Annotated in this window: 18 protein-coding genes; 7 read left to right on the top strand and 11 right to left on the bottom strand. The window is 58.2% G+C overall.

The annotated features are described in order from the left end of the window. The first annotated feature begins 269 nt into the window (after positions 1-269). Positions 270-1,349 (top strand): methyl-accepting chemotaxis protein, encoded by a 1,080-nt coding sequence (locus tag Q354_RS0110690; RefSeq protein ID WP_027857594.1) that lies wholly within the window; start codon positions 270-272, stop codon positions 1,347-1,349. An 89-nt stretch (positions 1,350-1,438) separates the two neighbouring features. Here the strand turns inward: Q354_RS0110690 and Q354_RS25410 are convergent, their stop codons facing one another. The 3 genes from Q354_RS25410 to Q354_RS0110705 form a co-directional block, all read right to left on the bottom strand. Continuing rightward, the gene (locus Q354_RS25410) at positions 1,439-1,636 is read right to left on the bottom strand and encodes a hypothetical protein (protein ID WP_036229430.1); all 198 of its coding nucleotides are present in this window, start codon (positions 1,634-1,636) and stop codon (positions 1,439-1,441) included. A gap of 46 nt (positions 1,637-1,682) precedes the next feature. Then, positions 1,683-5,714 (bottom strand): response regulator, encoded by a 4,032-nt coding sequence (locus tag Q354_RS0110700; RefSeq protein WP_084332550.1) that lies wholly within the window; start codon positions 5,712-5,714, stop codon positions 1,683-1,685. A gap of 180 nt (positions 5,715-5,894) precedes the next feature. Beyond that, entirely contained in the window at positions 5,895-6,290 is a 396-nt protein-coding gene (locus tag Q354_RS0110705) for a rhodanese-like domain-containing protein (protein ID WP_027857596.1), read from the bottom strand. A gap of 404 nt (positions 6,291-6,694) precedes the next feature. On the opposite strand from Q354_RS0110705, the gene Q354_RS27375 reads away from it, so the two are divergent. Further along, positions 6,695-7,825 (top strand): methyl-accepting chemotaxis protein, encoded by a 1,131-nt coding sequence (locus tag Q354_RS27375; RefSeq protein WP_051560055.1) that lies wholly within the window; start codon positions 6,695-6,697, stop codon positions 7,823-7,825. Continuing rightward, positions 7,826-8,641: a nitrate- and nitrite sensing domain-containing protein gene (locus Q354_RS27380; RefSeq protein WP_027857597.1), complete on the top strand. Its 816-nt coding sequence runs from the start codon at positions 7,826-7,828 to the stop codon at positions 8,639-8,641. Positions 8,642-8,682: 41 nt separating this feature from the next. Here Q354_RS27380 and Q354_RS0110720 read toward each other — a convergent pair whose 3' ends face one another. From Q354_RS0110720 to Q354_RS0110750, 7 genes are all read right to left on the bottom strand, one after another. Next, positions 8,683-10,401 (bottom strand): bifunctional protein-serine/threonine kinase/phosphatase, encoded by a 1,719-nt coding sequence (locus Q354_RS0110720; RefSeq protein ID WP_027857598.1) that lies wholly within the window; start codon positions 10,399-10,401, stop codon positions 8,683-8,685. A gap of 127 nt (positions 10,402-10,528) precedes the next feature. Next, on the bottom strand, positions 10,529-11,995 hold the full coding sequence (locus Q354_RS0110725; RefSeq protein ID WP_027857599.1) for a NarK family nitrate/nitrite MFS transporter: 1,467 nt from the start codon (positions 11,993-11,995) through the stop codon (positions 10,529-10,531). A 456-nt stretch (positions 11,996-12,451) separates the two neighbouring features. Next, positions 12,452-13,354 (bottom strand): ABC transporter ATP-binding protein, encoded by a 903-nt coding sequence (locus Q354_RS0110730; RefSeq protein WP_027857600.1) that lies wholly within the window; start codon positions 13,352-13,354, stop codon positions 12,452-12,454. Positions 13,355-13,370: 16 nt separating this feature from the next. Further along, positions 13,371-14,369, bottom strand: coding sequence for an ABC transporter permease (locus Q354_RS0110735; protein WP_084332551.1), 999 nt, complete (start codon positions 14,367-14,369; stop codon positions 13,371-13,373). A 50-nt stretch (positions 14,370-14,419) separates the two neighbouring features. After that, positions 14,420-15,802, bottom strand: a complete 1,383-nt coding sequence (locus tag Q354_RS0110740) for a CmpA/NrtA family ABC transporter substrate-binding protein (protein ID WP_084332552.1) — start codon at positions 15,800-15,802, stop codon at positions 14,420-14,422. Between the two features lie 321 nt (positions 15,803-16,123). Then, complete coding sequence (locus Q354_RS25425) at positions 16,124-17,137, bottom strand: CmpA/NrtA family ABC transporter substrate-binding protein (RefSeq protein WP_051560056.1); 1,014 nt, start codon at positions 17,135-17,137, stop codon at positions 16,124-16,126. A gap of 1 nt (position 17,138) precedes the next feature. Continuing rightward, positions 17,139-17,756: an ANTAR domain-containing response regulator gene (locus tag Q354_RS0110750; RefSeq protein ID WP_027857603.1), complete on the bottom strand. Its 618-nt coding sequence runs from the start codon at positions 17,754-17,756 to the stop codon at positions 17,139-17,141. Between the two features lie 229 nt (positions 17,757-17,985). On the opposite strand from Q354_RS0110750, the gene Q354_RS0110755 reads away from it, so the two are divergent. Then, the gene (locus Q354_RS0110755) at positions 17,986-20,631 is read left to right on the top strand and encodes a nitrate reductase (protein ID WP_027857604.1); all 2,646 of its coding nucleotides are present in this window, start codon (positions 17,986-17,988) and stop codon (positions 20,629-20,631) included. Positions 20,632-20,787: 156 nt separating this feature from the next. Beyond that, on the top strand, positions 20,788-22,008 hold the full coding sequence (locus tag Q354_RS0110760; RefSeq protein ID WP_027857605.1) for a hypothetical protein: 1,221 nt from the start codon (positions 20,788-20,790) through the stop codon (positions 22,006-22,008). 11 nt (positions 22,009-22,019) lie between these two features. Here Q354_RS0110760 and Q354_RS0110765 read toward each other — a convergent pair whose 3' ends face one another. Next, positions 22,020-23,450 carry a serine hydrolase domain-containing protein gene (locus Q354_RS0110765; RefSeq protein WP_084332553.1) on the bottom strand — a complete coding sequence of 477 codons (1,431 nt, stop codon included), beginning with the start codon at positions 23,448-23,450 and terminating at the stop codon, positions 22,020-22,022. Between the two features lie 14 nt (positions 23,451-23,464). On the opposite strand from Q354_RS0110765, the gene Q354_RS0110770 reads away from it, so the two are divergent. Both Q354_RS0110770 and Q354_RS0110775 read left to right on the top strand, forming a co-directional pair. Next, entirely contained in the window at positions 23,465-24,853 is a 1,389-nt protein-coding gene (locus Q354_RS0110770; protein ID WP_027857607.1) for a M61 family metallopeptidase, read from the top strand. A gap of 18 nt (positions 24,854-24,871) precedes the next feature. Further along, on the top strand, positions 24,872-25,462 hold the full coding sequence (locus Q354_RS0110775; RefSeq protein WP_051560057.1) for a DUF938 domain-containing protein: 591 nt from the start codon (positions 24,872-24,874) through the stop codon (positions 25,460-25,462). Positions 25,463-25,475 lie beyond the last annotated feature (13 nt).

Consider the following 25,475-nt stretch of genomic DNA (forward strand, 5'->3'; position numbering starts at 1 on the left):
TGGTCGCTCAGCAGTATGGCGAGGGGACGTGATGATAAATAACGACAGATTATGACGCCGGGAGATCAAATCGATCTTAATTGCGAATCAGAACGATAGAAAAGCCTCATAAAAGTCAGGACGACGCCTGATAATGCGGGTGAGGAGCCGCTGATCATAAGAAATTTGGGCGATGCTGCTATCAGCACTAACTCTTATCATGGGGCACGTTTTATAGCCAACCCGTGCGCGGGCGGATGATATTAGTGGCCGGCGAGTGAGGATAAAGGATGTTTTTTTCAGGAAAGTTGCATGCCCAGATCAGTGAGCTGGAACAGGAGCTGCATTCGCTGCAGCGGGATAACCAGCGTCTGATTGATGACAACGGCAGTCTGACCCGACGTGTGGTCGAGATGGAGCAGCAATTGGCAGACTCCGCTGATCAGACTGATCTGTCTTCGGTCTGGGTACAGGGCGGTCGTCTGGTCTCTGATGTCCGTGAGGCGATTGCCCATGCCGCAGCCAACATGGCGAACGAGAAAGAGCGCATGTCGGAATCGTTCGGTATTTTCGATGAGACCGAAACGGCAGTCAGCCATATTCTTGATCACGTGGCGGAGATTCAGCAGCGTTCCGAAAGTGGTAATGCCAATGTACAGAATCTGCTGGGCGTGTCACAGAATATTGAAAAGTTTGTTGGCGTCATCCGTGATATTTCCGACCAGACTAACCTGCTGGCGCTGAACGCGGCGATTGAAGCGGCACGTGCCGGAGACAGTGGTCGTGGCTTTGCCGTCGTCGCAGACGAAGTGCGCAACCTGGCCCGCAAGGCCAGCGAAGCCAGTAACGAAATTAACAACCTGGTCGGGCAGATCATGTCGCAGACTCAGGTGGCGTCTGAAGATATTGGTCAGGTGCAGAACCTGTCCAGCGAAGTGGTGGCTTCTGCCGAACAGATCCGTAATGCCGTGCATCAGGTGGTGGATCTGTCGAAATCGATGAGCGACGTAATTACCCGCAGTGCCATGGACACCTTTATCGAAACGGTGAAGATGGATCATGTGGCATGGAAAAACTCGGTCTATGAAGCGATTGTCCGTCAGGACTTTTCGTTACTCGATTCACTGGCGGATCACCACTCCTGTCGTTTGGGCGGTTGGTACTATCGCGGTGAAGGACGGGACCGTTACAGCGACGATGCTGCCTTCCGTTCACTGGAGCAGCCACACCGTCAGGTACATGAGAGCGGTGCCGAGGCATTGAGAGCTGCGCGGAAAGGCGATCTGCCTGCGGCAGCGGCCAGCCTCAGTGACATGGAACAGGCCAGTGGCGAAGTCGCCCGGCACCTGGATCGCCTGCGCAGCGAGTGATTCGTCTGTAACGCCCCCTGCCGGCGACTTGTCGGCGGGGGCCGCCTTTGCCAGCCCCGCTTTAATCTGTAATTGCTATGCTTCGGCCGCTACCGGGTCACCTGCCGGCGGCCGGACTGGTATTCTTCATAACTCATATCTGAACCTTCCAGGCAGGCCTCCCGGTCAGGTGCCCGCAGGCATGCCTGCTGATGGCTGGACTGCAGGCCGGTGTAGAAGCCTTTTTCACTGCAGCCTGCCAGCATGGAGAGCAGCAGTAACAGCAGGACCTGAGGGTGTTTTATCATCGGCTTATCCGGCGGCGAAGGTTATCCAATGGTTGGCTGACTCCGCTCAGGCTTCTGAGCACTGTTGTGTCAGGGTCTTGGAGATCTGTAATGTCAGGACCTTAAACTGGCGGTCGGCCTCCGGCAACAGCTGGTTTGCCTTTACGCTGTTCCCCTCCTTACAGGTCAGCTCTATTTCCAGAGCCAAATGACTGAGCGCGATTGCACCGATGGTCAGACAGGTACCCTTAGCCTTGTGGGCATGACGGGCTGCGGTTTCTGTATCATCCTCACTCAGGCTATGTCTGAGCTGGGCCAGCTGCTCCGGCAACTCCTGTAAAAAGGCATCGATAATCGCCTGAATCAGCTGATAGTCAGATGACACCTGCTCTTCAAGTGTGCTGATATCAAAGACGGACATACCCATTTCTTCATCTCCTGTTAAATGGCTGGACATTTCCCTGGCAGGGGCGGGCGCCGCCGTATCCGATCGGTGTATCCATTGTTTCAGCGTATTTTCCAGTTTTTCCGGTGAAGTCGGTTTACTCAGGTAGTCGTCCATTCCCGCTTCAAGGCAGCGTTCTCTGTCGCCCTGCATGGCGTTAGCCGTCATGGCAATAATGGGCACACCGGCATTGCTGGAGTCGGCAAGGCTGCGAATCATGCGGGTGGCCTCATACCCGTCCAGCACCGGCATCTGGCAGTCCATAAAGATCAGGTCGTAGTGGAATTCGCGTGCCGCATCGACCGCTTCCTGGCCGTTATTTGCGATATCGGTCGCGATACCCAACCGTTCAAGGTTGGCTTTGGCGACCATCTGATTGACTGTATTGTCTTCCACCACCAGTACATGGATATTGCTGAAGTCTACCGCCTGTTTGCGGGCCGGCGTAATCAGATGCTCTTCGTCCCGGTCGAGGTTCGCTACCTTCAGTAGCAGGGAGCGCAGCTCGGTCTGGTTCAGCGGTTTGTTCAGGTAGCCGGTAAAGGGACTGTCGGGGTTCGCTGTCCGGGCCTGTTCCGGCTGTGAGGTATAAAGGATGACACGGGTCTGTTGTAGTAGCGGATCGGCGCGTAGGGTCTCTGCCAGTTTAACGGCATCCATATCCGGCAGTTGCTGGCCGATAATAGCGACGCTGTATGGCTGGCCTGATTGTGCGGCCTGATGCAACATCTCCAATGCCGCCTGAGCATTGTCGGTACCGCTATGCTGCACCTGCCAGTTTTCAAGGATGGCTCCCATCAGCCGGCACTGGCTGCTGTTGCTGTTCACGATCAGAATCCTCTGCTGGTCCAGCAGGGCGGGGGCCGGTGAGGAATCCTGTTTTTCCGCAGGCTCAAGCTCCAGTTCAAACCAGAAGGTTGATCCCTGGCCCTCCTGGCTGTTTACCCCGATGCTCCCTCCCATCATTTCACAGAGCTGTTTACTGATGGCCAGGCCCAGTCCCGTGCCGCCATATCTTCGGGTGGTGGAGTTATCGGCCTGGTTGAAACGCTGGAACAGCTGACGTTGCTGTTCGTCGTTAAGGCCGATGCCACTGTCTTCAACCTCGATCCGGATCCGGTTGCGGTTATTGCCGGATGGCTGGCAGTAGTACCTCACCAGAACATCGCCCTGATCGGTAAACTTCAGGGCATTCCCCACGAGGTTGATCAGGATCTGGCGGATACGGCTGGGGTCGCCCTTAAGCCAGCAATGGGTTGCCGGGTTGGCCGGGCAGAGAAACTCCAGTTGCTTTGATTCCGCCTGGTCGGCAAAGGTAATGGCAATGTCCTCGATCAGGCCGCCGATTTCAAAATCGAGAAACTCGATATCCAGCTTACCGGCTTCGATCTTGGAAAAGTCGAGAATGTCATTGATGATGCTTAGCAGGCTTTCACTGCTGCGTTTTACGTTCTGGGCGAAGTTGAGCTGGTTTTCATCGAGCGGGGTCTCCAGCAACAGGTTGGTCATGCCGAGAATGCCATTCATCGGCGTGCGGATCTCATGGCTCATATTGGCCAGGAATTCACTCTTCGAGCGGTTAGCCGACTCTGCCGTCGCCTTCGCTTCTATCAGGGCGACTTCCTGCTGGTGGCGTTCGGTCACATCGAAGTTAATGCCGACCATTCTCTGCGGCGACCCCTCTTCGTCACGAACGACCGTGGCGCAGGCTTTGATAATGCGTACGCTGCCATCGGAGTGATTAACGCGAAACTCGGTATCAAACTCCTGTTCGCCGCACAGGGCTTTTTCCGCTTCGCCGGCTGCCCGTTCAAGGTCATCTTTCATGACCTGACGAGCCCAGCTGTCATAGTCGTTGTGAAACTCTTCGGCAGTGATGCCGTATAACCGGTACATCCAGTCATCCCATATCAGCTGGTTCTCCACAATATTCCAGTCCCAGATACCAAAGCCGGCGGCGTCTGCAGCCAGTGCCATGCGGCGGTTCACCTCCTGTAACTGCTGCTCCGCCAGTTTGCTTTCGGTAATATCGGTGCGGATGGCGACATAGCTTTTCGGTTTCCCGTCGTCTCCTTTAAACGGCACGATCGTACTGTCGACCCAGTACAGGTCGCCGCGCTTATTCCGGTTGCAGATCTCGCCGTGCCAGACGTCTCCGCGGGCTATGGTGTGGTAGAGGTCACGGAAAAATGCCTGATCATGATGACCGGATTTTACGATCCGGTGGTTCTGGCCGACCAGTTCGTCGGCGCTGTAACCGCTGATCTCTTCAAAGCGTTTGTTGGCAAAGGTGATAGTGCCGCGGGTGTCAGTAATTGCCACGATAGCGTGCTGGTCGAAGGCGAACTGCTGTTCTGCCAGGGTGGAGAGGGCCTGCTCTGCCTTGCGGTGGCTTTTGCGCAGCTCCAGCTCGTGCTGTTGCCGGGCTTCGGTCATATGATTGAAGGCTCGGGCCAGCTGGCCGACCTCATCGTTGCTGGTAATATCAAGCCGGGTGTCCAGTTCGCCGCGCGTGACGGCCTGGGTGGCATTCACCAGCTTTATCAGCGGCCCGGACAACTTACGTGCTTTTATGCTGGCAAGGACGATGACAAAGATGCCGGTTAGCGCCGCCAGCGCACCGATAAGCTGGCTCAGTCGGGTAACGGAACTGAGGGCTTTTGCCCGGTCTATCTCGCTGAACAGTATCCAGTTGACGCCGGGCAGCTGGATTTCATGATGCATCCCTATCACCTGATTGCCATCGGGTCCTGGATAGCTGAAGGCTTCAGTGTGGCCTGTCCCGGGGTTGTCGGCCTGTCGCTCTGACTGGTAGCGCTGAAACTCCGCGGTGTGGATCGCCTTGTGCAGCACCAGGTCATGCCGTTCGCCGATACCGGTGCGCAGCAGACCGTCTTCTCCGGTCAGATAGTGGGTGAGCGAAACTTCGGGATCAGTGCTATGGCTCAGGAGTTTGAATATGCGCTGGAAGCGAATCTGAATCGCGACGGCACCCACGACTTCGCTGTTCTCGGATCGAAGCGGGGCACTGATAAAGCCCGCGAGCTGGTGGTCTGAGGGGCCGTAGCGTTCCAGGTCGGAAAACCGGGCCTGTCCCTCGTTCAGGCTGTATCGTACTGTGCGGGCAAAGCGGGTATGGGACAGCGGGCCGTAGAACAGGTTGGTCCCCAGGTCGGCCTCTTCCGCGACGCTGTAGAGAATATTACCCTTAACATCGATCAGGAACAGGTCGTAGATATAGTCGTAGTGCTGTTTTACTCCGGGCAGGTCGTTATCGATCTGGCTACGTTGCCGCCAGTCCTCGCTGTTAACGTAATCGACCAGACTGAGGCCACTTAAGTGCAGGCCTTCTGAGAGGCTGCTGAGGAGTGTCCGGTTGCTGACCGCATCCGCCTGGATAGAGAGATCCATAAACCGGTAGTCGAACCAGTTGCGGATAAAGTCGACCTGCAGGCGGGCGCTTTTCTTCAGCTGGTCTGCGGTGGTCTTGCTGAGGGCCTGACTGGCCTGTTCGTAGCTGATCCAGGCAACCAGCGCCATTGGCAGAAGCGCCAGCATCAGAAACCAGGTGGTCACTGTTTTCTTGAGTGAAGAGTGGCCTGAAGGGCCGTTTGATGGCGATGACAGAGCGGCTTGTTGCTGAGTCTCAATCATTTGATGCTTCCCTGCATAAGCTGGCGTTACTAAACGGACAATCTGACACGTTGTTCTGACTGCAGGATTAAGAACTACGTTATAACCAGTTTAGATTGGTCGCCGGAATTTGCAGGTAAGGTCGCGAATTTGTTGTGGAGATTGCGCTGGGTCAACCTCCGGCAGGAATATCCCTGGTTGTTATTGCTTTTCTTCGATAGCGCCGCCCAGCTCTTTCCAGGCGCTAAAGCCGCCATCGAAGTGGCAGATTCGGGGCACGCCCATATCCTGCAGGGCCTTGGCTCCCAAAGCCGACCGCCATCCCTTGGCACAATGCAGTACCAGCTTCTTGCCGCAGGCAAAGCGTTCGTGAAAGTAAGGGCTGTCCGGATCGGCCCAGAACTCCAGCATGCCGCGAGGGGCATGGAAGGAGCCGGGAATGCGGCCTTCGCGCTGCAGTTCACGTATGTCGCGAATATCGATAAACAGCACATCATCATCGCCGTAGAGGGCAACTGCTTGTGCCGGGCTGAGGGTTTCAATCTCGCTGAAGGCCTGATCGACCAGGGCTTTTATGCCGGTTTTTAACTGATACATAGGACGTCCTTTTTATTTTTGTCGGGTGCTGATCCTAGCCTGAGACCAAGGTCGCAGCCATTAGCCCTTGGTTGACCGTGGTGCAGTTGCCCGCTTTTGACGCACCATGGACGCTCGGTTGTTGAATGGGTTTTTATTGATTAGGTAGGTTTTCGTGTTGAATTCAATGCGATTAGTGATTTGGCCCGGTTTTTGCTTTGTCTCTTTGACCTGACAGGAAATCGAGACTGATCGAAAAACCGGGGCAATTCAGATGATGACCAGGCTGGGGTTCATTCAGCAGAGCAAAGGCGCTCATTCGGCGGATCTATTAAGGTCCCGCCCAATGAGCGCCTTTTTTAATGCCTCCGGTGTGGGCATTGCGGGTCAAGCGGCCGCCCTGATCTATCAAGGAATCGCAGTATATGTACAAATATCTTCAACCACTGGGGATTCAGGGGGGCTATTGGCTGGCGGCCGTGCTCGCTGCACTGGGGATCGGCTTGGGTGCGGCAGGGCTGACAGACGAAGCCCTGCTGTTGCTAGCCGTCGCAATACTGTTTGCGCTGGGCCTGCTGCGCGCAATCCGTAGTGATCATCTGGCCCTCAAGGCGTTACTTATTGCGGCGACAGAGACGGGTTTCGAGAGATCTGAGCAATCGGTTAAGGGGCCTTTGAGTGATCTTCAGGCTGGACTTGATGATCTGTTGCGTTTGCTCGATCGCCGCCGGGACGCGATGGCTGCGACCCTCACCGAGATGCGCTATTCCGCACAGGAGCTGTCCGTGAATGCAGCCCAGGTCGTCAGCCACTCCCGGCATCAGTCCGAGGCGACCACCGCTGCGGCGGCTGCGGCGACCGAGATCAGCCAGAGCACCGATGAGGTCGCCGGACGGATCAGCACCACCCGGGATGCGGCACAGAGTGCCCGTCAGCTATGTGATGCCGGATATCGGGCGCTGCAGGATACCCGGCAGCAGGCCGAATCGGTATCTGCCGAGTCCTGCCGGACCGGCGAACAGATTCGTCAGCTCGGCGGCAGCCTGGGTTCGGTGGTATCGATGTCCTGCATCATCCGCGAGATAGCCGAACAAACTAACCTGCTGGCGCTGAATGCCGCGATCGAAGCCGCCCGGGCCGGGGAGTATGGTCGTGGTTTTTCGGTGGTGGCCGACGAGGTGCGGGCGCTGGCGCAACGCAGCCATGACTCAGCCCAGGGCATCACCCGACAGACCGAAGTGGTGACCCGGGATATGGAGCAGGTCGCCAGCCATATGGCTCAGATGGTCGAGCGTTCCGAAACCTGTCTTAGTGGTGTGGCAATGGCATTCGATTCCCTGAGTGAGATCGTCGATGCCTCCGATCAGGTTGCCGGTGAGATTTCTGCGATTGCTGCGGTTTCGTCGCAGCAGGCTGTGGCGGCACAGGAGATTTCGCACCATATCGAGCAAGTGGCCACCCGGGCTGGCGAAAACGTATACCGGGCAACGCAGACCGCAGAAGTTGCCCGGCACCTGCATGCCATGGTGCAAACTGAGACAGAGGGAGAGAAGTAGATGGACGGGACATGGAATAGCGCGACTCTGGTGATTGTACTCTTGATGCTGGTTCTGGTGACACTGGCGTTGAGCTATCACCTGATGCAGCGGCGCACGCGCCGCCGCTATATCGAAGGTATCGAATGGATGCAGCAGCTCTGCCAGTTGCTGGCCCTGCTGCAACAGCACCGGGGCCTGAGCAACGGCTACCTGCATGGCGATGACTCGGCCCGGCCGCGTATTGCCCAGCTACAGCAGCAGATCGGGCAGCAGCTCGACCTGCTCAACCGGAAGGGGGTCTGGATACACCTCTCCGGTATCTGGCTCGGAATCCAGGGTCACTGGAGCCGTCTGGAGCACAGTTACCTGCAGCTGGGCGCCGATGCCAGCCTGAAGCAGCATAATCGTATCATCACCCACCTCCTCAACTTGATTGCAGACTGTGCTGAGAATCATCAGTTGCATCATCTGCGACAGGATGAGAAGCAGGTAGCGTATCTCTGGCAGGAACTGCTGAGTACGGCGGAATATATCGGTCAGGCCCGGGCGCTGGGTACCGGGGTGACGGCGGCCGGAAGCTGCAGCAGCGTGGATAAGATCCGGCTGAACTTCCTGCACAACCGGTTGAGCAACTATATGAGTCAACAGGAGTCGGTGCAGGTCAGCAGCGCCCTGGGCGAACTGCTCAGTACCCTGCGTCACCAGGTGATTGTCGACCTGCCGACGATAGCGTCGCAAGACTACTTTAAGCAGGCTTCGGCGGTGATGGAGTTGCTGATGCAACAGTGCCAGCAGGGGCTGACCCAGCTGGCTGAGCAGCTGAGGAGCCACTGACTACCCGAGGGTGGTGGGGATAATGCCGATCGGGCTGCGCTTCAGGGGCGGATCAACAGCTGCAGCAGATTGAGCAGCAGCAGGATCAGGCACAATCCCTGCCACACCCGGATCGGGTTGCGATCCAGCAGTGGTTGGCGTTTGATACGGGCTTCCAGTGCCGGGTTGGGCTGGGTCAGGTCCTGCAGGAATTCTGACAGGGCATCATAGCGGTGGGCCGGATTGGGCTGCAGCGCTTTGTGCAGGCAGCCTTCCACCCACAGCGGCAGGTCGCTGCGCTGCTGCAGTGCCGGGATGTAGTTGAGCTGGTTGTAGTGGTCCAGTTTAACGCGTTTGATTGAGGGTTCCTTGAAGGGCAGGGCGCCTGTCAGCATCTCGTAGCAGATCACCGCCAGTGAGAACAGGTCGGAACGGAAGTTGCCTGCTTCACCCACCAGATACTCCGGTGCCACATAGTTAACCGAGCCCTGGGGCACCGACTTATCCAGCGGCGAGGCGATCTCCTCCACACCGGCGATCAGGACAGTACCGAAATCGAGGATCTTGATACGGCCATCGCGGTCGATCATGATGTTTTCCGGCTTCAGGTCCTGATGCACCATATCCGCCCTCTGGAAGGCGCGCAGCCCCTGTACCATCTGCTTGACCAGCGCGCGCACCGTTTCCAGCGGAGGCTGCGGATTATCGTTGATCCACTCGCGCAGGTTCTCGCCCTGAATGTACTCCCCCAGATAGTAGAGGAAACGCTTGGGCTGTTTCGGCTCGAAGGTCTTCATCACGTTGATATGGCTGATGCGCTGGCCGACCCACTCCTCGCGGATAAAGCCGTCCAGGTAGAGCGGGTCTTCACTGAAGTTCTCCGACGGGGCCTTGAGCACAAACTGTTCGCCGCTGTCACAGTCCTTCACCAGATACATATGGCTGCGGGTACCGCTGAAGATCACATCCAGCACCTCGTAGCCGTCGATACGGTTACCGGGCCTCATCACCGGCGGAACCGGCAGGCGCGAGAGACGCTGGTGGCTCTCATCCAGCGTCTCCCGGGGCAACTGGTCGACGGCGATCAGCAGGGCAGTGGCGTTGTCGTCGCTGCCGTTATCCAGCGCTGCCTGCACCAGGTCGCGGGCGCACTGCTCCAGATCGGAGCCTCCCTTGAGCAACTGCTGCTGGATCTGCTGCGGGCTGAGAAATTCATGCAGGCCGTCGCTGCTGAGCAGCAGGCGATCCCCCTCGCTGAGCGGACAGCCGTGGTAATCCACTTTCAGATCACTGTCACCACCCAGCACCCGGGCCAGGTAGTTGCGACCGGCTTCGGTGCGGGTATGGTCCTGGGTCAGCTGCTCCAGCTGGCCGTTGTGCAGGTGGTAGATGCGGGAGTCGCCGACATGGAAGCAGTGCAGGCTGGTGGATTTCACCACCACCGCCGAGAAAGTACAGAGCATGCTGTCTTTCTCCCGTGCAGAGGTGGCGTTTTGCTGGTGCAGCCAGCGGTTGAGGCTGTGCATCACCCGCGATACCGAATGCTTCACACTCCAGCTCAGCGGCGTACTGAAATAGTCCTCGATAAAGCTGGTGACGCTGGTCTGACTGGCGATATGGGAGTCGGCACAGCTGCTGACGCCATCGGCGATCACTGCCGCGCCGCCCTTGAATTCCAGTTCGCGGCCGGTGGCCAGCTTCGCCGCAAAGGCATCCTGATTGAGGGCCTTGATGCCTCCGACCGAACAACCGCCAAAACGTAACTTGAGTTGAGTCTGCATAACGTCAAAGCCACCGGCCGCATTGCGGCCGGTGGCGCTCCTCCGATTTGCTGCTTAGCACTTTCTGTCTGCTAAGGGCCTGACTCAGTGAGGGCTAGGTTCACTGAGGGTTGAGTTTAATGAGGGTTTAGTTCACTTTGATCAGCTCGACGCTGCCATCTTCGTTCACTTCCACCATATGGCCTTTGGGTTCTTCCAGCAGCAGCAGGGCCAGGAAACCCAGCACGGCCGTGGCGGCGATCACGGTGAAGAACACCTGATAGCTCACCATCGACAACACCGTCAGGTAGAACACTGCGCCGACGTTGCCGTAGGCGCCGGTCATACCGGCGATCTGGCCGGTCAGGCGGCGCTTGATCAACGGTACCACGGCAAACACAGCCCCTTCGCCAGCCTGCACAAAGAACGAGCAGGCCATCGCCATCACCACCGCCAGTGCCAGCGGCCAGCTACTGTCGATCATCGACATCAGGGCATAGCCCGCCGCCAGTCCGGCCGTGAGGATCAGCAGGGTCTTCTTGCGGCCGAAGCGGTCACTGATCCAGCCGCCACCCGGACGGGACATCAGGTTCATAAAGGCGTAGGCGGATGCCAGCAGGCCGGCGTAGACCATATCCAGCTCGAAGACCTCGGCAAAGAACAGTGGCAGCATCGAGACCACCGCCAGCTCGGAACCAAAGGTGGCGAAGTAGAGCACGTTCAGTACCGCTACCTGCTTAAACTTATAGCGCTGGTTTTCCGGTACGGGCTTCTCGAAGATCTCCTTGTTTACCTGATAAGCGCTGTAGCAATCGTAGATCAGGATCAGGCCCAGAATCAGGTAGGTGATATTGGCAATATTGTCGGTAAAGATGCTGACGCCGGCCGGAGACAGTTTCCAGGTCAGCAGGGCCAGTGCGGCATACATCGGCAGCTTCATGATCAGCAGGAAAATAAAGTCGCCCTTGCTGGTGACTTCCAGGCCGCCAATTTTCTTCGGCTTGAAGTAGGTGGAGCCTTTTGGCGTATCGGTCACGCTGCGGTACCAGATCACACTGAACAGCAGGCTCATGGCACCGGTCAGGCCGACCGCATAGCGCCAGCCATCTTCACCGCCAAACAGCAGTGCCAGGGTGGGCAGCAGCATGGCACCGGCGGCGGAACCGAAGTTACCCCAGCCTCCGTAGATCCCTTCGGCGGTACCCAGCTCGTTGGCCGGGAACCACTCACTGACCATACGGATACCGACCACAAAACCGGCACCGATAAAGCCCAGCAGGAAGCGGGAGATCGCCGCCTGGGCAAAGTCCTGTGACAGGGCAAAGGCAAAGCAGGGAATACTGGCCAGCGCCAGTAGCGCTGCATAGACGATGCGCGGGCCGAATTTATCGGTCAGCATGCCGATAATCACTCGGGCAGGTATGGTCAGCGCCACGTTGAGGATCAGCAGGGTCTTGATTTCAGATTTACTCAGGCCGAGGGATTCCGCGATGGATCCCAGCAACGGGGCGTGGTTAAACCAGACAAAGAAGGTAATGAAGAATGCGATCCAGCTCAGGTGCAGGATCTTCATCTTTCCTGTAAAGGAAAACAGGTTCAGTTTGCTGTCACTCATGGGTGGCCTCTATTTCAAAAAACAAAAAAGGCGTTAGAAAGCCCCCCGCAAGGGACTGTCTGAACGCCTTTGTTCAAATCGGGTGCGTCATCTTTTAAGCCGGATCAGCTCTGGTGCATCATTGCCCGTCGATCCTATACGCCTTGCAGTGTCTTATTTTTATTGTTGCGGCGTTGTGGGAAACTCAGTCCCGAATTCCATCGCCTGTAACGTCGGCTGTGATGGAATCCCCCTAAGCCTTGGGTCGTTTCACTGATCGCCTCTGAAAGCCCGGAGCCCGGATTTTGAGAAGCTTCAGTGCGCCGGCCCACTGCTGGCGGAGGCGCTTTGTTATTTTTATGGGTGCTTAAGCAGTAATCTGGTCAGGCCCGATATCGGGCAATCCCAGGCAGCTTTGTTATTTTTATTTTTGCTGACAGGGTTAAAGCATTCAGCGTGCCAACTTTTTATTTCGCTTCAGGCCGCATCCTCGCGACTGCCAGCAGGGTCTTCTTTCAGTACTTTTTCCTGCCGGTCAGCCTGCTTTTCCGGGGCGGCACTGGCCGTTGCCTGAGGCGCTGAACGTGGCACATCGGGCTTGCTGTGTTTTTCGTACAGGAAGCTTAAAACCGCCTGTCTGTAGCGGTTATAGAGGGGATCGTCGGCTAACTGGATGCGATCGCGCGGACGAGGCAGGTCGATCTCAAGGATCTCTCCGACGCTTGCGGCCGGACCGTTGGTCATCATCACGATGCGGTCAGACAGCAGTACCGCTTCGTCCACATCATGGGTAATCATGATCACTGTGTTGTTGAGGCTTTTCTGGATCTCCATCAGGGAGTCCTGCAGATGTGCCCGGGTTAGTGCATCCAGTGCACCAAAAGGTTCATCCATCAGCAGCACCTTGGGTTGCATCGACAGCGCCCGGGCGATGCCGACACGCTGCTTCATACCACCGGAGATCTCGTCGGGCCGCTTATCCAGAGCATGGCTCATATGCACCAGCTCCAGGTTGTGATGAATCCACTCTCTCATCTCAGCTTTGGACTTAGTGCCCCCGAAAACCTGCTTCACTGCCAGTTCGACATTCTCATAGCAGCTGAGCCAGGGCAGCAGGCTGTGGTTCTGAAACACCACGGAGCGCTCGGGGCCTGGCTCGGTGACCTCTTTGCCATCCAGCAGCACACCGCCTTTGGTGGCCTGATAGAGTCCGGCGACGATGTTCAGTACCGTGGACTTGCCGCAACCGGAGTGGCCTATCAGCGAGACAAACTCGCCCTCGGCAATCTTCAGGTTAATGTTATCCAGCGCCTTAAAAGGGCCCTTCGGGGTTGGGAATTCAATATCGACCCCGGATATCTCCAGATGTTTGGTATTCATTGTCCTGTCTCCCGATTTAGCGCAACACCGCGCTCTTATCCCATGAAATCCGGCGCTGAAGCAGCAGCATCAGGCGGTCGAGCACGAAGCCGATCAGGCCGATCACCAGTACGGCGACCATAATCCGTCCCAGCGATTGGGAACTGCCGTTCTGGAACTCATCCCAGACAAACTTGCCGAGACCCGGGTTCTGCGCCAGCATCTCGGCGGCGATCAGTACCATCCAGGCGATCCCCAGCGACAGCCGCAGGCCGGTAAAAACCAGCGGAATCGAGGAGGGCAGGACGATCTTGGTGACATGGGTCAGCCAGCCCAGGCGCAGCACCCTGGAGACATTCTGCAGGTCGCTGCTGACGCCGGAGACACCGACCGCGGTGTTGATCAGGGTGGGCCAGAGGCAGCACAGCGAGACGGTAAACAGCGAGGTGATAAAGGATTTGGCGAACATCGGATCGTCGCTGACATAAAGGGCGCTGACCACCATCGTCACCAGCGGTAGCCAGGCCAGCGGCGAGACCGGCTTAAACAGCTGGATCAGCGGATTCAGGGCGGCATAGAGCGAGCTGTTGAGGCCGATCATAATGCCCAGCGGAATAGCGATTAGTGAGGCGAGGATAAAGCCCGCCATCACGGTGATCAGGCTGGTGCCGATCTGGTCGAAGAAGGTCGGCTTGCCGGTATAGGGGCGGATCTTGACCTTGGCATCCGGGTTCTTGGCCAGCTTCTTGGCATGACGTGCTTCCTGGCGCTGGTAGAAGGCCTCTGCTTTCTGGCGCTCGGCGCGGTGTTCTTTAACCAGGCTGATACTCTGCTGGTAGACCTGAGTCGGGCCGGGAAACTGGCCCAGCGAGGTATGGATATTCTTCGCCGCGACCTCCCATAGAAAGAGGAAGGCGAGCAGGCCGATCAGCGGTAGCAGCAGTTGCTTTAACAGGTTCTGGCCGGCGGCTTTGGGGTTGTCGATCCAGAGGCTGAGCCACTGAATCGTGGCCAGTTTTTGTGCCAGAGGTTGCATAGTTTTCTCCCTGATGGGACGGCGCAGAGCCGTCCCCTGTATGGCGTTGATCAGATCTGGTCTTTGTTCTTCAGGCCGATATTGAACTTGGTCAGGTAGTCGTTCGGCTTGCGGCCGTCATAGGTGATGCCGTCGATAAAGTGCGTCTGGGGGGCGCGGAAACCGTCCTCGCTTTCCAGATTCGGGAAATCGGATTTGGCCAGCAGGCCCTCCTCGATCAGTTCCCTGGCGGCTGTGGCGTAGATATCCGGACGGTATACCTTCCTGGCGATATCCATATACCAGCTGTCCGGTTTCTGTTCGCTGATCTGACCCCAGCGGCGCATCTGGGTCAGGTACCAGATCGCATCGGAGTAGTAGGGATAGGTGGCGTTGTGACGGAAGAACACGTTGAAGTCAGGGACCTCACGTTTGTCGCCTTTCTCATATTCGAAGGTGCCGGTCATTGAATTGGCGATGACGTCATAGTCGGCACCGACATACTCGGAGCGGCTGAGGATCTCGACCGCTTCAGGGCGGTTGGCGTTGTTGTTGTCATCCAGCCACTTGGCGGCGCGGATCATCGCCTTCACCACGCGGATATGGCTGTTGGGGTATTTCTCGGCCCAGCCCTTGGAAACGCCGAACACCTTTTCCGGGTTGTTCTTCCAGATCTCGTAGTCGGTCACCACCGGTACGCCGATGCCTTTAAACACCGCCTGCTGGTTCCAGGGTTCGCCGACGCAGTAGCCGTAGATGGTGCCCGCTTCCATCGTCGCAGGCATCTGCGGTGGCGGGGTTACCGACAGCAGCGCATCGGCATCGATCTGACCGGAGGTATCGCCTTTGTGCGGGGCGTAGTAACCGGGGTGGATACCGCCAGCCGCCAGCCAGTAGCGCAGTTCATAGTTGTGGGTAGAGACCGGAAACACCATCCCCATATTGAATGGCTTGCCCTGGTCCTTATACTTTTCCACGACCGGCTTCAGGGCATCTGCCTTGATCGGGTGTACCGGTTTTCCGTCCGGATCCTTGGGAATATTCGGCTTCATCTGCTGCCAGATATCGTTGGAGACGGTGATGCCATTGCCGTTCAGGTCCATGCTGAAGGCGGTGATGATATCGGCCTTAGTGCCAAAGCCGATGGTGGCACCCAGTGGCTGCCCGGCCAGCATATGGGCGCCGTCCAGTTGTCCGTCGATCACGCGGTCGAGCAGCACTTTCCAGTTGGCCTGGGCTTCCAGGGTGACATAGAGCCCCTCATCCTCGAAGTAACCCTTCTCATAGGCGATCGCCAGCGGTGCCATGTCGGTCAGCTTGATAAAGCCGAATTTCAGATCTTCTTTCTCTGGTTCGCCAATGGCGGCTATTGCGCTGATCTGAGTGCCGATTGCCGTTGCCAGCGTGGCGACCTTGATTGCCGTCCACAGTGTCTGTGTCACTTTAGTCATCATTTCCCCCTGAATTTCAGACAAAAAAAAGCGCCTGAACTGATCTCCCCTGAGCGGGGAGACTGTTCTGGCGCCATTGCCAACAGATAAAGTCTGTTTTTATTTTCTGACCGCGCCTGCACTGGCGGATCTGATATAGCTAAAGCGTATAACGTGCCACTGTTTTTAACTTATTAATATTTATAAGTTTTATATGAATTTATAGCGAGGGTTAGATTGTTTTACGCAGTGTTGCGGTGCAGCATTGGTGCGGGCCGGCGCTGCCGGGGGACAATCTGGTGCAGAAAAAAGGCTCCCGCAGGAGCCTTTCTGGTGCTGCTGGTTTCAGCCGGGCTCTTCCAGCAGGTCCGGGCGGTATACCTGTTGTGCGATATCCTCAGGGTCTTCTCCCTGCCACTGTCCCAGTTGCTGCATCTGCTGCAGTAACTGACCGGCATAGGCCGGATCGGGCCGGTTGCCCTGCTGCCAGAACTGGCTACGGACTTCCAGCTGCGGCTTAAACTCAGTGGTCAGGCTGTTCTTCCCGAGGTATTGCGGCCTGGCCAGCAGCTCGCGCATCTGAGGCAGGTTCCGGCCCTCTCCCAGCCACTGGCAGGCATGGCTGATGCTTTGCAGCAGGGCCTGGTGGCTCACTGCATGGGTGCTTGCAAAGTTTTGGGTGACGCCAAATACCTTCTCGATCGCCCCGGGCCAGAGCTGATGGCCTGAAGCCACCACGGTACCGACATTGTGCAGCTCGGCCAGGGTATTCCAGGGTTCGCCGACGCAGTAACCGTCGATAGCGCCATCGCTGAGTGTCTCCAGCATCCGGGAGGGGGGCAGGGGGATCAGTTTCAGGTTCCGTCCCGGTTCTATGCCGTTGTCCCGCAGCCAGTTGTTTAGCTGATAGTAGTGGCAGGAGTAGGGATACACCGTGGCCAGTGTCAGGGGGCGGGCTCCGGATTCGATATAGCCTTTCAGTGCCCGGGCGGTGTCCGCCGGCCGGCAGAGACTCGTCAGCCCCTGTTGTTCGCGCAGGCGCTCAATCAGCTGTTGCGACAGGGTGATCGCCAGACCGTTGTAGCTCAGCACCAGTCCGGTCAGCATCGGTACGGCGCGGGTGCCAAGGCCCAGGGTGGCAGCCAGCGGTAAAGGCGAAAGCATCTGGGCGCCATCAAGCAGTCCGTAACTGACCTTATCGCGGATGCTGCCCCAGTTGCTCTCCCGTTCCAGAGTGACATTGAGGCCCTGCTGTTCGAAGAAGCCCAGCTCCTTCGCGATCACCAGAGGCGCGCAATCCGTCAGCGGGATAAAGCCCAGTCTTAAGTCCGTTTTTTCACAGGTTTCTGAGTACATCATGCTACCTCTTGGTCCGGCTGTCGGTTTTGCCCGCCGTCAGCTCAAGAATATCGATCACGTTGGAGGCCACATCGACCAGCTTCTGACTGCGGTCCATCGCAAGGTTGCGCAGGATGCTATAGGCCTGATCTTCATCGCAGCCATGCTGTTTCATCAGCAGGCCCTTGGCTTTTTCCACCACCTTGCGTTCATTCAGCTTGTCCCGGGTGCGCTCCAGCTCGGTCCGCAGCTGCTGGTAACTGTTGAAGTGGGCGATCGCTGTTTCGATGATCGGCCTGACCCGGTCGGCCTGCAGGCCATCGGCAATATAGGCGCTGACGCCGGCATTAATGGCGGCACTGATGTTGGAAGCGTTCTGCTCCTGTTCGGCAAAGAACACGATCGGTCGCGGATGGTTCTGGCTCATGGCGGCCATGCTTTCCAGGGTGTCGCGGTCGGGAGAATCCATATCGATAATCACGATATCCGGTTTGCTGCGCTCGACATGGCTACTCAGGCCACTGGCCGACGGCAGCTGACTGACCACTTTGTGGCCGAGCCGGTCCAGTGCCTGTCTCAGGGTACTGATCCGTTCGGGTTGGTCGTCGATCAGCAGAACATTGAGTTTCGGTGTTTTCATCGTTGCTTTCCCCATAAGGATACGGGGATATTGCAAAGACCGTTCCAGAATGCTGGCACGCCACTTGCTTCAGCCCTGTATTGAATCCTGTTGGTACTGCAGAGTACTGCTGATAGCACAGCGACTTCGCTGTGTTGACGGGTTGACTATCTTTTACCTATATCTGGGCAATGGGGCCCGACACCGTTATTCGTAGCGGCGTCGGGCCCTTTTTTTGTGGGAGGCGGCAATGAACTGTAAAACTACCTGTCCTTACTGTGGCGTGGGCTGTGGCGTTGAGGCTGATGTACGGCAAGGGGCTTTGCAGGCCGTTTCCGGGGACAAGGAGCATCCGGCAAACCAGGGGCGTCTCTGTGTCAAAGGCACCGCGCTGGCGCAGACCCTAAGCGCAGAGAACCGGTTGCTGACACCGCAGGTTCATGGCCGGCCAGCTTCGTGGGACGATGCACTGAATCAGGTCGCGGCGGGGTTTGCGCGCACTATCGAAGAGCATGGCCCGGATTCGGTGGCTTTCTATCTGTCGGGGCAGATCCTGACGGAGGACTATTATGTCGCCAATAAGCTGATTAAGGGCTTTTTGGGCACCGCCAACATCGATACCAATTCCCGCCTCTGTATGGCATCGGCCGTGGTGGGTTACAAGCGGGCGTTTGGCAGCGATACGGTGCCCTGCAACTATGAAGACCTGGAGCAGGCCGACCTGCTGGTGTTGGTGGGAAGCAATGCGGCCTGGAACCATCCGGTGCTGTTTCAGCGCATGCAGGCAGCCAGGCTGCACAATCCGGACCTGAAAGTCGTGGTGATCGATCCGCGCCGCACCGCCACCTGTGAACTGGCCGACCTGCACCTGCAGATCAAGCCCGCCAGCGATACCCTGCTGTTTAATGGCCTGCTGAGTTACCTGGCCGGTCACGACAAGCTTGATCAGTACTATATCGAGCAGCATACCGAAGGCTTTGGCGCGGCCCTGCTGGAGGCTGACCGCAGCGCCGGCGATATGCAGGCCGTTGCGCAAGGCTGTGATCTGAAACTGGAGGATCTGCATTGTTTCTATCGCTGGTTTGCAGCACACAACAAGACCGTGACTTTTTATTCACAGGGGATTAACCAGTCCAGCAGCGGTGTCGACAACTGCAATGCCATTATCAACTGCCACCTGGCGACCGGCCGCATCGGCCGTCCGGGGGCCGGACCGTTTTCCATCACCGGCCAGCCCAATGCTATGGGAGGACGGGAGGTCGGGGGCCTGGCGAACCAGCTGGCGGCGCATATGGATTTCGATCAGCAGGAGAGCATCGATCGGGTGCAGCGCTTCTGGCAGGCACCCAGTATGGCGCAGCAGAACGGCCTCAAGGCGGTGGAGATGTTTCAGGCTATCGAGCGCGGCGAGATCCGGGCGATCTGGATCATGGGCACAAATCCCCTCGTCAGCCTGCCTGATGTTACGCAGGTCCGGCGGGCATTGCAGGCCTGTCCGCTGGTGGTGGTCTCAGACTGCGTCGCTGCCACGGACACCGCCGCCTATGCCGATATCCTGCTGCCAGCCACCGGCTGGAGTGAAAAGGATGGCACTGTGACCAATTCAGAGCGACGTATCTCTCGCCAGCGGGGACTGCTGCCTCCGATGGGGGAGGCGCGCCATGACTGGCAGATCATCACCGAGGTCGCCCGGAAAATGGGCTTTGCCGAGCAGTTTGCTTATACCGCCCCCTTTGAGGTCTTCCGCGAACACGCGGCGTTGTCTGCCTTCGAGAACAATGGCAGCCGTGATTTCGATATCGGCGCTTTTGCCGATATCGGAGCCGCGGAGTATGAAAGCCTGACGCCGGTACAGTGGCCGGTTAACGCTGAGCGACCGGATGGCACAGCGCGGATGTTTGCCGATGGCCGTTTCTATACCCCCTCCGGCCGGGCCCGCTTTGTGACTATCAAACCCCGGGCGGCATTGCAGCAACCGGATCGGCAGCGCCCGCTGATCCTCAATAGCGGCCGTATCCGCGATCAGTGGCACACCATGACCCGTACCGGTCTGAGTGCCCGTCTGTTCCAGCACCGTTGTGAACCCTTTGTCGAGATCAGTGCCGCCGATGCCGCCCGCCGGGGGATTGTCGACGGGCAGCTGGTGGCCCTGGGTAATGCCGCCCTCGGCGCGGCCAGTCGCTTTGTCGGCCGGGCCTGTATCAGTGAAGGCCAGCGGGTCGGCGAACTCTTTGTACCGATGCACTGGAACCGGATGTTCAGCAGTGACGGCTGCATGGGGACCCTGCTTGAACCGGCGACCGATCCGCTCTCCGGCCAGCCGGAATCCAAGCATGGCACCGTCGAGCTGACGCCGCTGGCCGAGCAGTGGCAGGGGCTGCTGATTACCCGCGATATTCGCCCTGAACTGGCAACCGACTACTGGGCGCGGATTCCGCAACCATACTCACAGGCCTATCGTCTGGCCGGGAAGCAGCATGTGGCAGACTGGCCGGAGTATTGCCGGGAGCTGCTGGGGACGCCGGACCTGACCCTGGAAGATCCGGCTGCCGGACAGTTCCGCGCGGCGGCGCTTGAGGACGGGCAACTGGCGTGGCTGCTACTGATACTGCCGTTCGATCAGTTTCCTGAGCTGGGTTGGCTCGATAGCCTGTTCGCCGGAGAACAGCTGGACAGCGATCATCTGCGTTACCTGCTGAGTGCGACAGCCTGTGATCAGCCCGACAGCGGCGCTATGGTCTGTAGCTGCTTCCAGGTCGGTAGCCGGGCGATCGAAGGGGCGATCGCAGAGGGCTGTAGCGATGTCGAAGCACTGGGCGACAAACTGGCCTGTGGTACCAATTGCGGTTCCTGCATACCCGAACTGCAACAACTGCTGCGTACAACGGGGGACTGAACCGGAGCGGAAAAAGGGCGTGTTTTTGTTTAGTCTTATTTCATAACGCCATGTTATTGAATAAAATTTCGTATAGGTCTGTTTAACTACTGTCTTTATAATGGACTGACACTCGATTGCTGAATTAAAACGTTCCCTCTCAGGAAGAGTCTTAAAGTGCTGGCAGGAATATATCGTTTCAAACAGAAGTTGAACCTGGCGTTGCAGCTGATGCGCTGGAGTCTGTATCGTCTGACCACTAAACGTTGCCAGTACTGGCTGCTTTCTTCGCCGGCGAACGGCGAGCCGGGTGAGGCCGAGCTGAAGGTTGTCGTGCAGGGGCACCAGCCACTGGCCGAGAACTGCTTCTCCTATTTTATGGGCCGTCGCGGTGAGATGCAGGCTCTGTCCTCCAAAGCGGCGGCAGAGGCGTCGGCAGACCTGCTGATCAGCGAGCCACTGCCCTGGCAGGCCCGGCAGAGTAATCTGTTCAGCACGATCGTGCATGCCAGCCGTGAGCTGGAGGGCGACATTGATAGCTACGTTGCCGCCAACCTCTCATCCACCCTGCGCCGTCGCCTGAAAAAGGCCCTGAAAACCGGCTACAACATCGGTTGCTCGAAGACTAAAGAAGATCTGGCTGACTTTTTCCATCAGCTTTACCAGCCGATGGTGCGTCGCCGTCATGGTGTTAACAGTCTGCCCGCCAGTGAAGAGTACTTTACCTCCAACCCCAGCCGGGTGATGGATAAGTTTCTGATCACCCTGAGGTTGGATTCAGCAAAGGCAGGCGATGCCGATCTGCGTGCTGCCGCCGTGGTATACCACGATACCCTGACCCGAAAGCTGATTCTCGATGCCTATGGCTTCAGCAGCGAACTGCTGGATGACGCTAAGGCCTATGAGCAGGCGTTCACCCTGATCAACTACGAATTCCTGAAAAAGGCCTACCAACTGGATGTCCGGGTTGCCAGCCTGGGCGAGTCCGACAACACCATGACCGCTGGTAGTTTCTACTATAAGCGCCAGTGGGGGATGCAGTTTGATGTGAAGGCCCAGTATCTGCTGCGACACCACGCGGTCTGCTTCGAGGCGCTGACGGCGCGGGGCTGGCAGCAGCTGTTCGATCGCCCGGTATTCCGGCAGAACGGAGAACGCAGTGAGCTGATGATGGCGCTGCCATCGGAGAATTACTCGCCGGATGCGCTGTTGCAGCAGCTAAAGCGGGGGCTGCTGAAAGATCAGTGTGACCTGCGCTTGTTTGTACCTGAAGGCCTGGATCAGGCTGCCCTGCAGCAGCAACTGCAGGCGCTGGATCTGCAGCTGCATATCGAAACCTTCCGGTTGCGCGCAGACAGCGCTGTTTGTGACAGCGACTCTGCACCCGAGATCCTCTAGCCGCGGCCGTTTCAGGGCAGCTGCCGGAAGTTTCCCTCATCGCTTTGCCAGTAGAGCTTGCCCTGATGGCGCAGAAAGATATGACTGGCTGCGCTGTCGCCTTCGAGCCGGAAACGGTTCTCCGACAGCGGCAATAACTGATAGCGTTGCCCGTCGCTGGCGTAACTCAGGCCCTTCCCGGTGGCCTCGATCCTGACCTGCCGACCGGCTTTCCTGCCGGGAAAGCGCGACGTAACCTGTTGATAGCGTCCGCTGAGTTGCTCCAGCTGGGCGGAGGTTAATGGCTTATTCTCTGTTGCCGGACTGGTAAGGGGTGCGGTTACCCATCGCTCCAGTGGCCGCCGCATGGCACTGAGCGGAGGATGGAAGAAGGCGTTAATCACCACGAAAAAGCCTCGCTTACTCTGCGGGTTATAGGCGAAGTGGGCCAGGTAGCCGTCGCCGTCGCCGCCATGGCCGATCAGCAGTTTGCCGTCCCGGAAGTAGCGATAGAGTCCGAGGCCGTAACCATATCGATGGCCCTGTGCCGCCGCCAGGGTTGAGCCGGGCTGTTCCATCCGGGCAACCGCGCTGGCGGGCAGCAGGGATTTACCTTGCCACTGGCCGCGGTTGATCAGCAGGCGCAGGAAGTGGCTGAAGTCATTGGCGGTCGTATTCAGCGCGCCGAAGGGGCGAAACAGGGTGTGCCAGTAGGGGATCGGTGTCTGCCGGTCTTTGTCATAGCCCACCACCAGCCGCTGTTTCAGCGCCGGACTGAATAGGGTGCCGGAGCTGTTCATCTGCAGTGGTGCCAACAGCCGGGTGCTGATCCAGCTGTCCCAGTCCTGCCCGCTCACCACCTCAAGAACACGCCCTGCATAACCGGCGCCCGCATTGCTATAGGAAGGGTGCAGCCCGGGCTGCCAGCGCACCTGCCGGGCGTCTGGTTCGATCTGAAAGGCGGCCTGCAGCGACAGTGGTTGCGGGTAATAGAACTCTTTATGGGTCAGATCCTGCAGCCCGGCGCTGTGTTCCAGCACCATCGCCAGTGTCACCGGGTGCGTCTCCCGCCAGGGATTAGACAGCGGAATATCGGGCAGGTATCGCCGTACCGGATCGTTCAGCGACAGCTTTTCCTCTGCTGCCAGCATCTGTATTGCGGTGGCATTGATCGCCTTGGTGACGGAGCCGACCCGGAACAGGCTGTCGGCGGTGACCGCTTTCTTCTGCTGCAGGGAGTGAAATCCGAAGCCTCCACTGGCGATCAGCTTGTCGCCCTCCACCAGGGCATAGGCGGTGGCGCCGATCTTATATTGCTGCCGGATCCGGTCGAGTTCAGCCGCCAGCCCGGATACCCTGTCAGCGGTGCTGGCTGCCGGGGCACTGGAGGGCAGGATCAGGGCGCTGAAGGCTATACTGTGGAACAAACCGCGTTTAACGCGATCCAACCCTGTTCTCTCCATTGCAGGATGCTCCTATGCTTCGAGTTTTGTTGCTGTTACTGGTGATGGTGGCCTCCGCCCGGGCCGAGACCCTGCATCAATACCATGTGAGCTTCAACCGGAGCCTCAGTGAGTCGGTTACCCAGGCTTGCTTTAGCGGCGAAATCCCCGCGTTCCTGGTCGCGGCTGACTTCAAGGCGCACCGCCTGCTGCAGGATATCCGCGTCGAGGGGCCGGGACGGGTTGAGCTTAAGCATGGCCGGATCAACCTCTATCCGGCTTCTGACAGCCTCTGCCTCAGCATAGTTCAATCCCTTAAGCCCCTGAATCTCAGGGGAAACTGGCGTAACAAACGCCGCGATCTGTTTAAGGTGAAAGGTGATCTGGTGATGCCGGTGGCCCTCTGGCTATGGCGTCCGGTGCGCTTGGCGGCGGATGAGGTGATCGAGCTGCGGTTTGAGTTACCGCAGGCGATCAATGTATCGGCCCCCTGGCCTCAGCTGGCGCAGCGCAATCATTTCCGGATCAATGGTAAGACGCCCTATAACTGGAGTGGACGCATCGCGATTGGGGCATTTACGCCAAAGCGCCTGAGGGTGGCGGGCGGCGATCTCTGGGTGGCCCTGACCGGCGGTCTGGAAAGGCGACGCAGCATGCTGCCCTGGCTGGAGCAGGCCGCATCGGCGGTGGCAACGGTATACGGCCGCTTCCCCCTCGACAGTGCCCAGATTCTGGTGATCCCGGTAGGGCCGGATAAGGAAGCGGTACCCTGGGCAGAGGTGCAGCGCCAGGGGCAGCCGGCGATACACTTCTTTGTCGACCAGCAGCGACCGATTCAGGAGTTTCGCCGTGACTGGACGGCTGCCCATGAGTTCAGCCACCTGCTGCATCCCTATATCCTGCGCTCCGATGCCTGGTTGTATGAAGGTATCGCCAGCTACTACCAGAATATCGCCCGTGCCCGGGCCGGCATGCTTAGCGAGCGTCAGGCCTGGCAGAAGCTTTACGACGGCTTTGAGCGTGGCCGCAAGGGGCTGGCGAGTGAGATGCTGCAGGATGCCAGTGGCTATATGCAGATGTACTGGGGTGGAGCGGCGATCGCCTTGCTGGCCGATGTGCAGCTGCGCCAGCGCTCGGATAACCAGCAGTCGCTGGCGCTGATGCTGCAGCAGTTGCGCCAGTGTTGTGGCGATAATCCCGGTCCCTGGAGTGCCCGCCACCTGTTCCGGCAGTTTGATCAGTTCAGTGATTCCCGTATATTCAGCAGACTCTACCGTGACCAAGTGATCAACCGGCGCTTTCCGCAAGTCGCGCGGGTGCTGAACCAGCTCGGGGTCAAGGTCCGCGGTGGCCGGGTAGAGTTGGATAACAGGGCACCGCTGGCCGGCCTGCGGCGGGCGATCACCCAAAAAACAAGTCTGTAGGCAAATAAGGAGTTGCTTGTGCTGGGATACAGTGAAGCCTGTGAACGGAATAAGGCAGTCATACTGCAGCAACTGCAAACGCTGTTGTCAGGCCATAAGCGGGTGCTGGAGATCGGCAGTGGCTCCGGCCAACATGCCTGCTTCTTTGCGCCGCAGCTGGGGCATCTCCGCTGGCAGCCTACGGAGATGGAGCAGATGCTGCCCGTGCTGCAGGCAAACCTGCAGCAGTATGGCAACGACAATATAGCCCCGGCCATCGCGCTGGATATGATGCAGTCACAGTCGTTTGAGTCGCGCTTTGATGCCCTGTATACCGCCAATACCCTGCATATCATGCCGTGGCAGGCGGTCGAGGCGGGCTTTGCTCAGATGCCGGGATGGCTGCAGCCGGGGGCCTTGCTGGTTGTCTATGGCCCGGTGAAATATAACGGTAAATTTACCACCGCCAGTAATGCGCGCTTTGATCTGTGGCTGAAGCAGCGTGATCCGCGCAGTGGCGTGCGCGATTTCGAAGCGCTGGACCGGCTGGCGGCAGAGGCCGGCTTTGAGTTTGTCGAGGATATCAGCATGCCGGCCAACAACCAGCTGCTGCTGTGGCGGCTGAAATAGCCGCCAATCCCGT

This window comes from Marinobacterium jannaschii DSM 6295, assembly GCF_000620085.1.
Taxonomy (GTDB): Bacteria; Pseudomonadota; Gammaproteobacteria; order Pseudomonadales; family Balneatricaceae; genus Pontibacterium; species Pontibacterium jannaschii.

Coding starts and splice junctions, on each gene's coding strand:
- Q354_RS27375 (WP_051560055.1), top strand. CDS start 6,695: ATGTACAAATATCTTCAACCACTGGGGATTCAGGGGGGCTATTGGCTG.
- Q354_RS25425 (WP_051560056.1), bottom strand. CDS start 17,137: ATGATGTACTCAGAAACCTGTGAAAAAACGGACTTAAGACTGGGCTTT.
- Q354_RS0110720 (WP_027857598.1), bottom strand. CDS start 10,401: ATGCAGACTCAACTCAAGTTACGTTTTGGCGGTTGTTCGGTCGGAGGC.
- Q354_RS0110750 (WP_027857603.1), bottom strand. CDS start 17,756: ATGAAAACACCGAAACTCAATGTTCTGCTGATCGACGACCAACCCGAA.
- Q354_RS0110730 (WP_027857600.1), bottom strand. CDS start 13,354: ATGAATACCAAACATCTGGAGATATCCGGGGTCGATATTGAATTCCCA.
- Q354_RS0110735 (WP_084332551.1), bottom strand. CDS start 14,369: ATGCAACCTCTGGCACAAAAACTGGCCACGATTCAGTGGCTCAGCCTC.
- Q354_RS0110755 (WP_027857604.1), top strand. CDS start 17,986: ATGAACTGTAAAACTACCTGTCCTTACTGTGGCGTGGGCTGTGGCGTT.
- Q354_RS0110690 (WP_027857594.1), top strand. CDS start 270: ATGTTTTTTTCAGGAAAGTTGCATGCCCAGATCAGTGAGCTGGAACAG.
- Q354_RS0110770 (WP_027857607.1), top strand. CDS start 23,465: ATGCTTCGAGTTTTGTTGCTGTTACTGGTGATGGTGGCCTCCGCCCGG.
- Q354_RS0110765 (WP_084332553.1), bottom strand. CDS start 23,450: ATGGAGAGAACAGGGTTGGATCGCGTTAAACGCGGTTTGTTCCACAGT.
- Q354_RS0110725 (WP_027857599.1), bottom strand. CDS start 11,995: ATGAGTGACAGCAAACTGAACCTGTTTTCCTTTACAGGAAAGATGAAG.
- Q354_RS0110705 (WP_027857596.1), bottom strand. CDS start 6,290: ATGTATCAGTTAAAAACCGGCATAAAAGCCCTGGTCGATCAGGCCTTC.
- Q354_RS25410 (WP_036229430.1), bottom strand. CDS start 1,636: ATGATAAAACACCCTCAGGTCCTGCTGTTACTGCTGCTCTCCATGCTG.
- Q354_RS0110740 (WP_084332552.1), bottom strand. CDS start 15,802: ATGATGACTAAAGTGACACAGACACTGTGGACGGCAATCAAGGTCGCC.
- Q354_RS27380 (WP_027857597.1), top strand. CDS start 7,826: ATGGACGGGACATGGAATAGCGCGACTCTGGTGATTGTACTCTTGATG.
- Q354_RS0110700 (WP_084332550.1), bottom strand. CDS start 5,714: ATGATTGAGACTCAGCAACAAGCCGCTCTGTCATCGCCATCAAACGGC.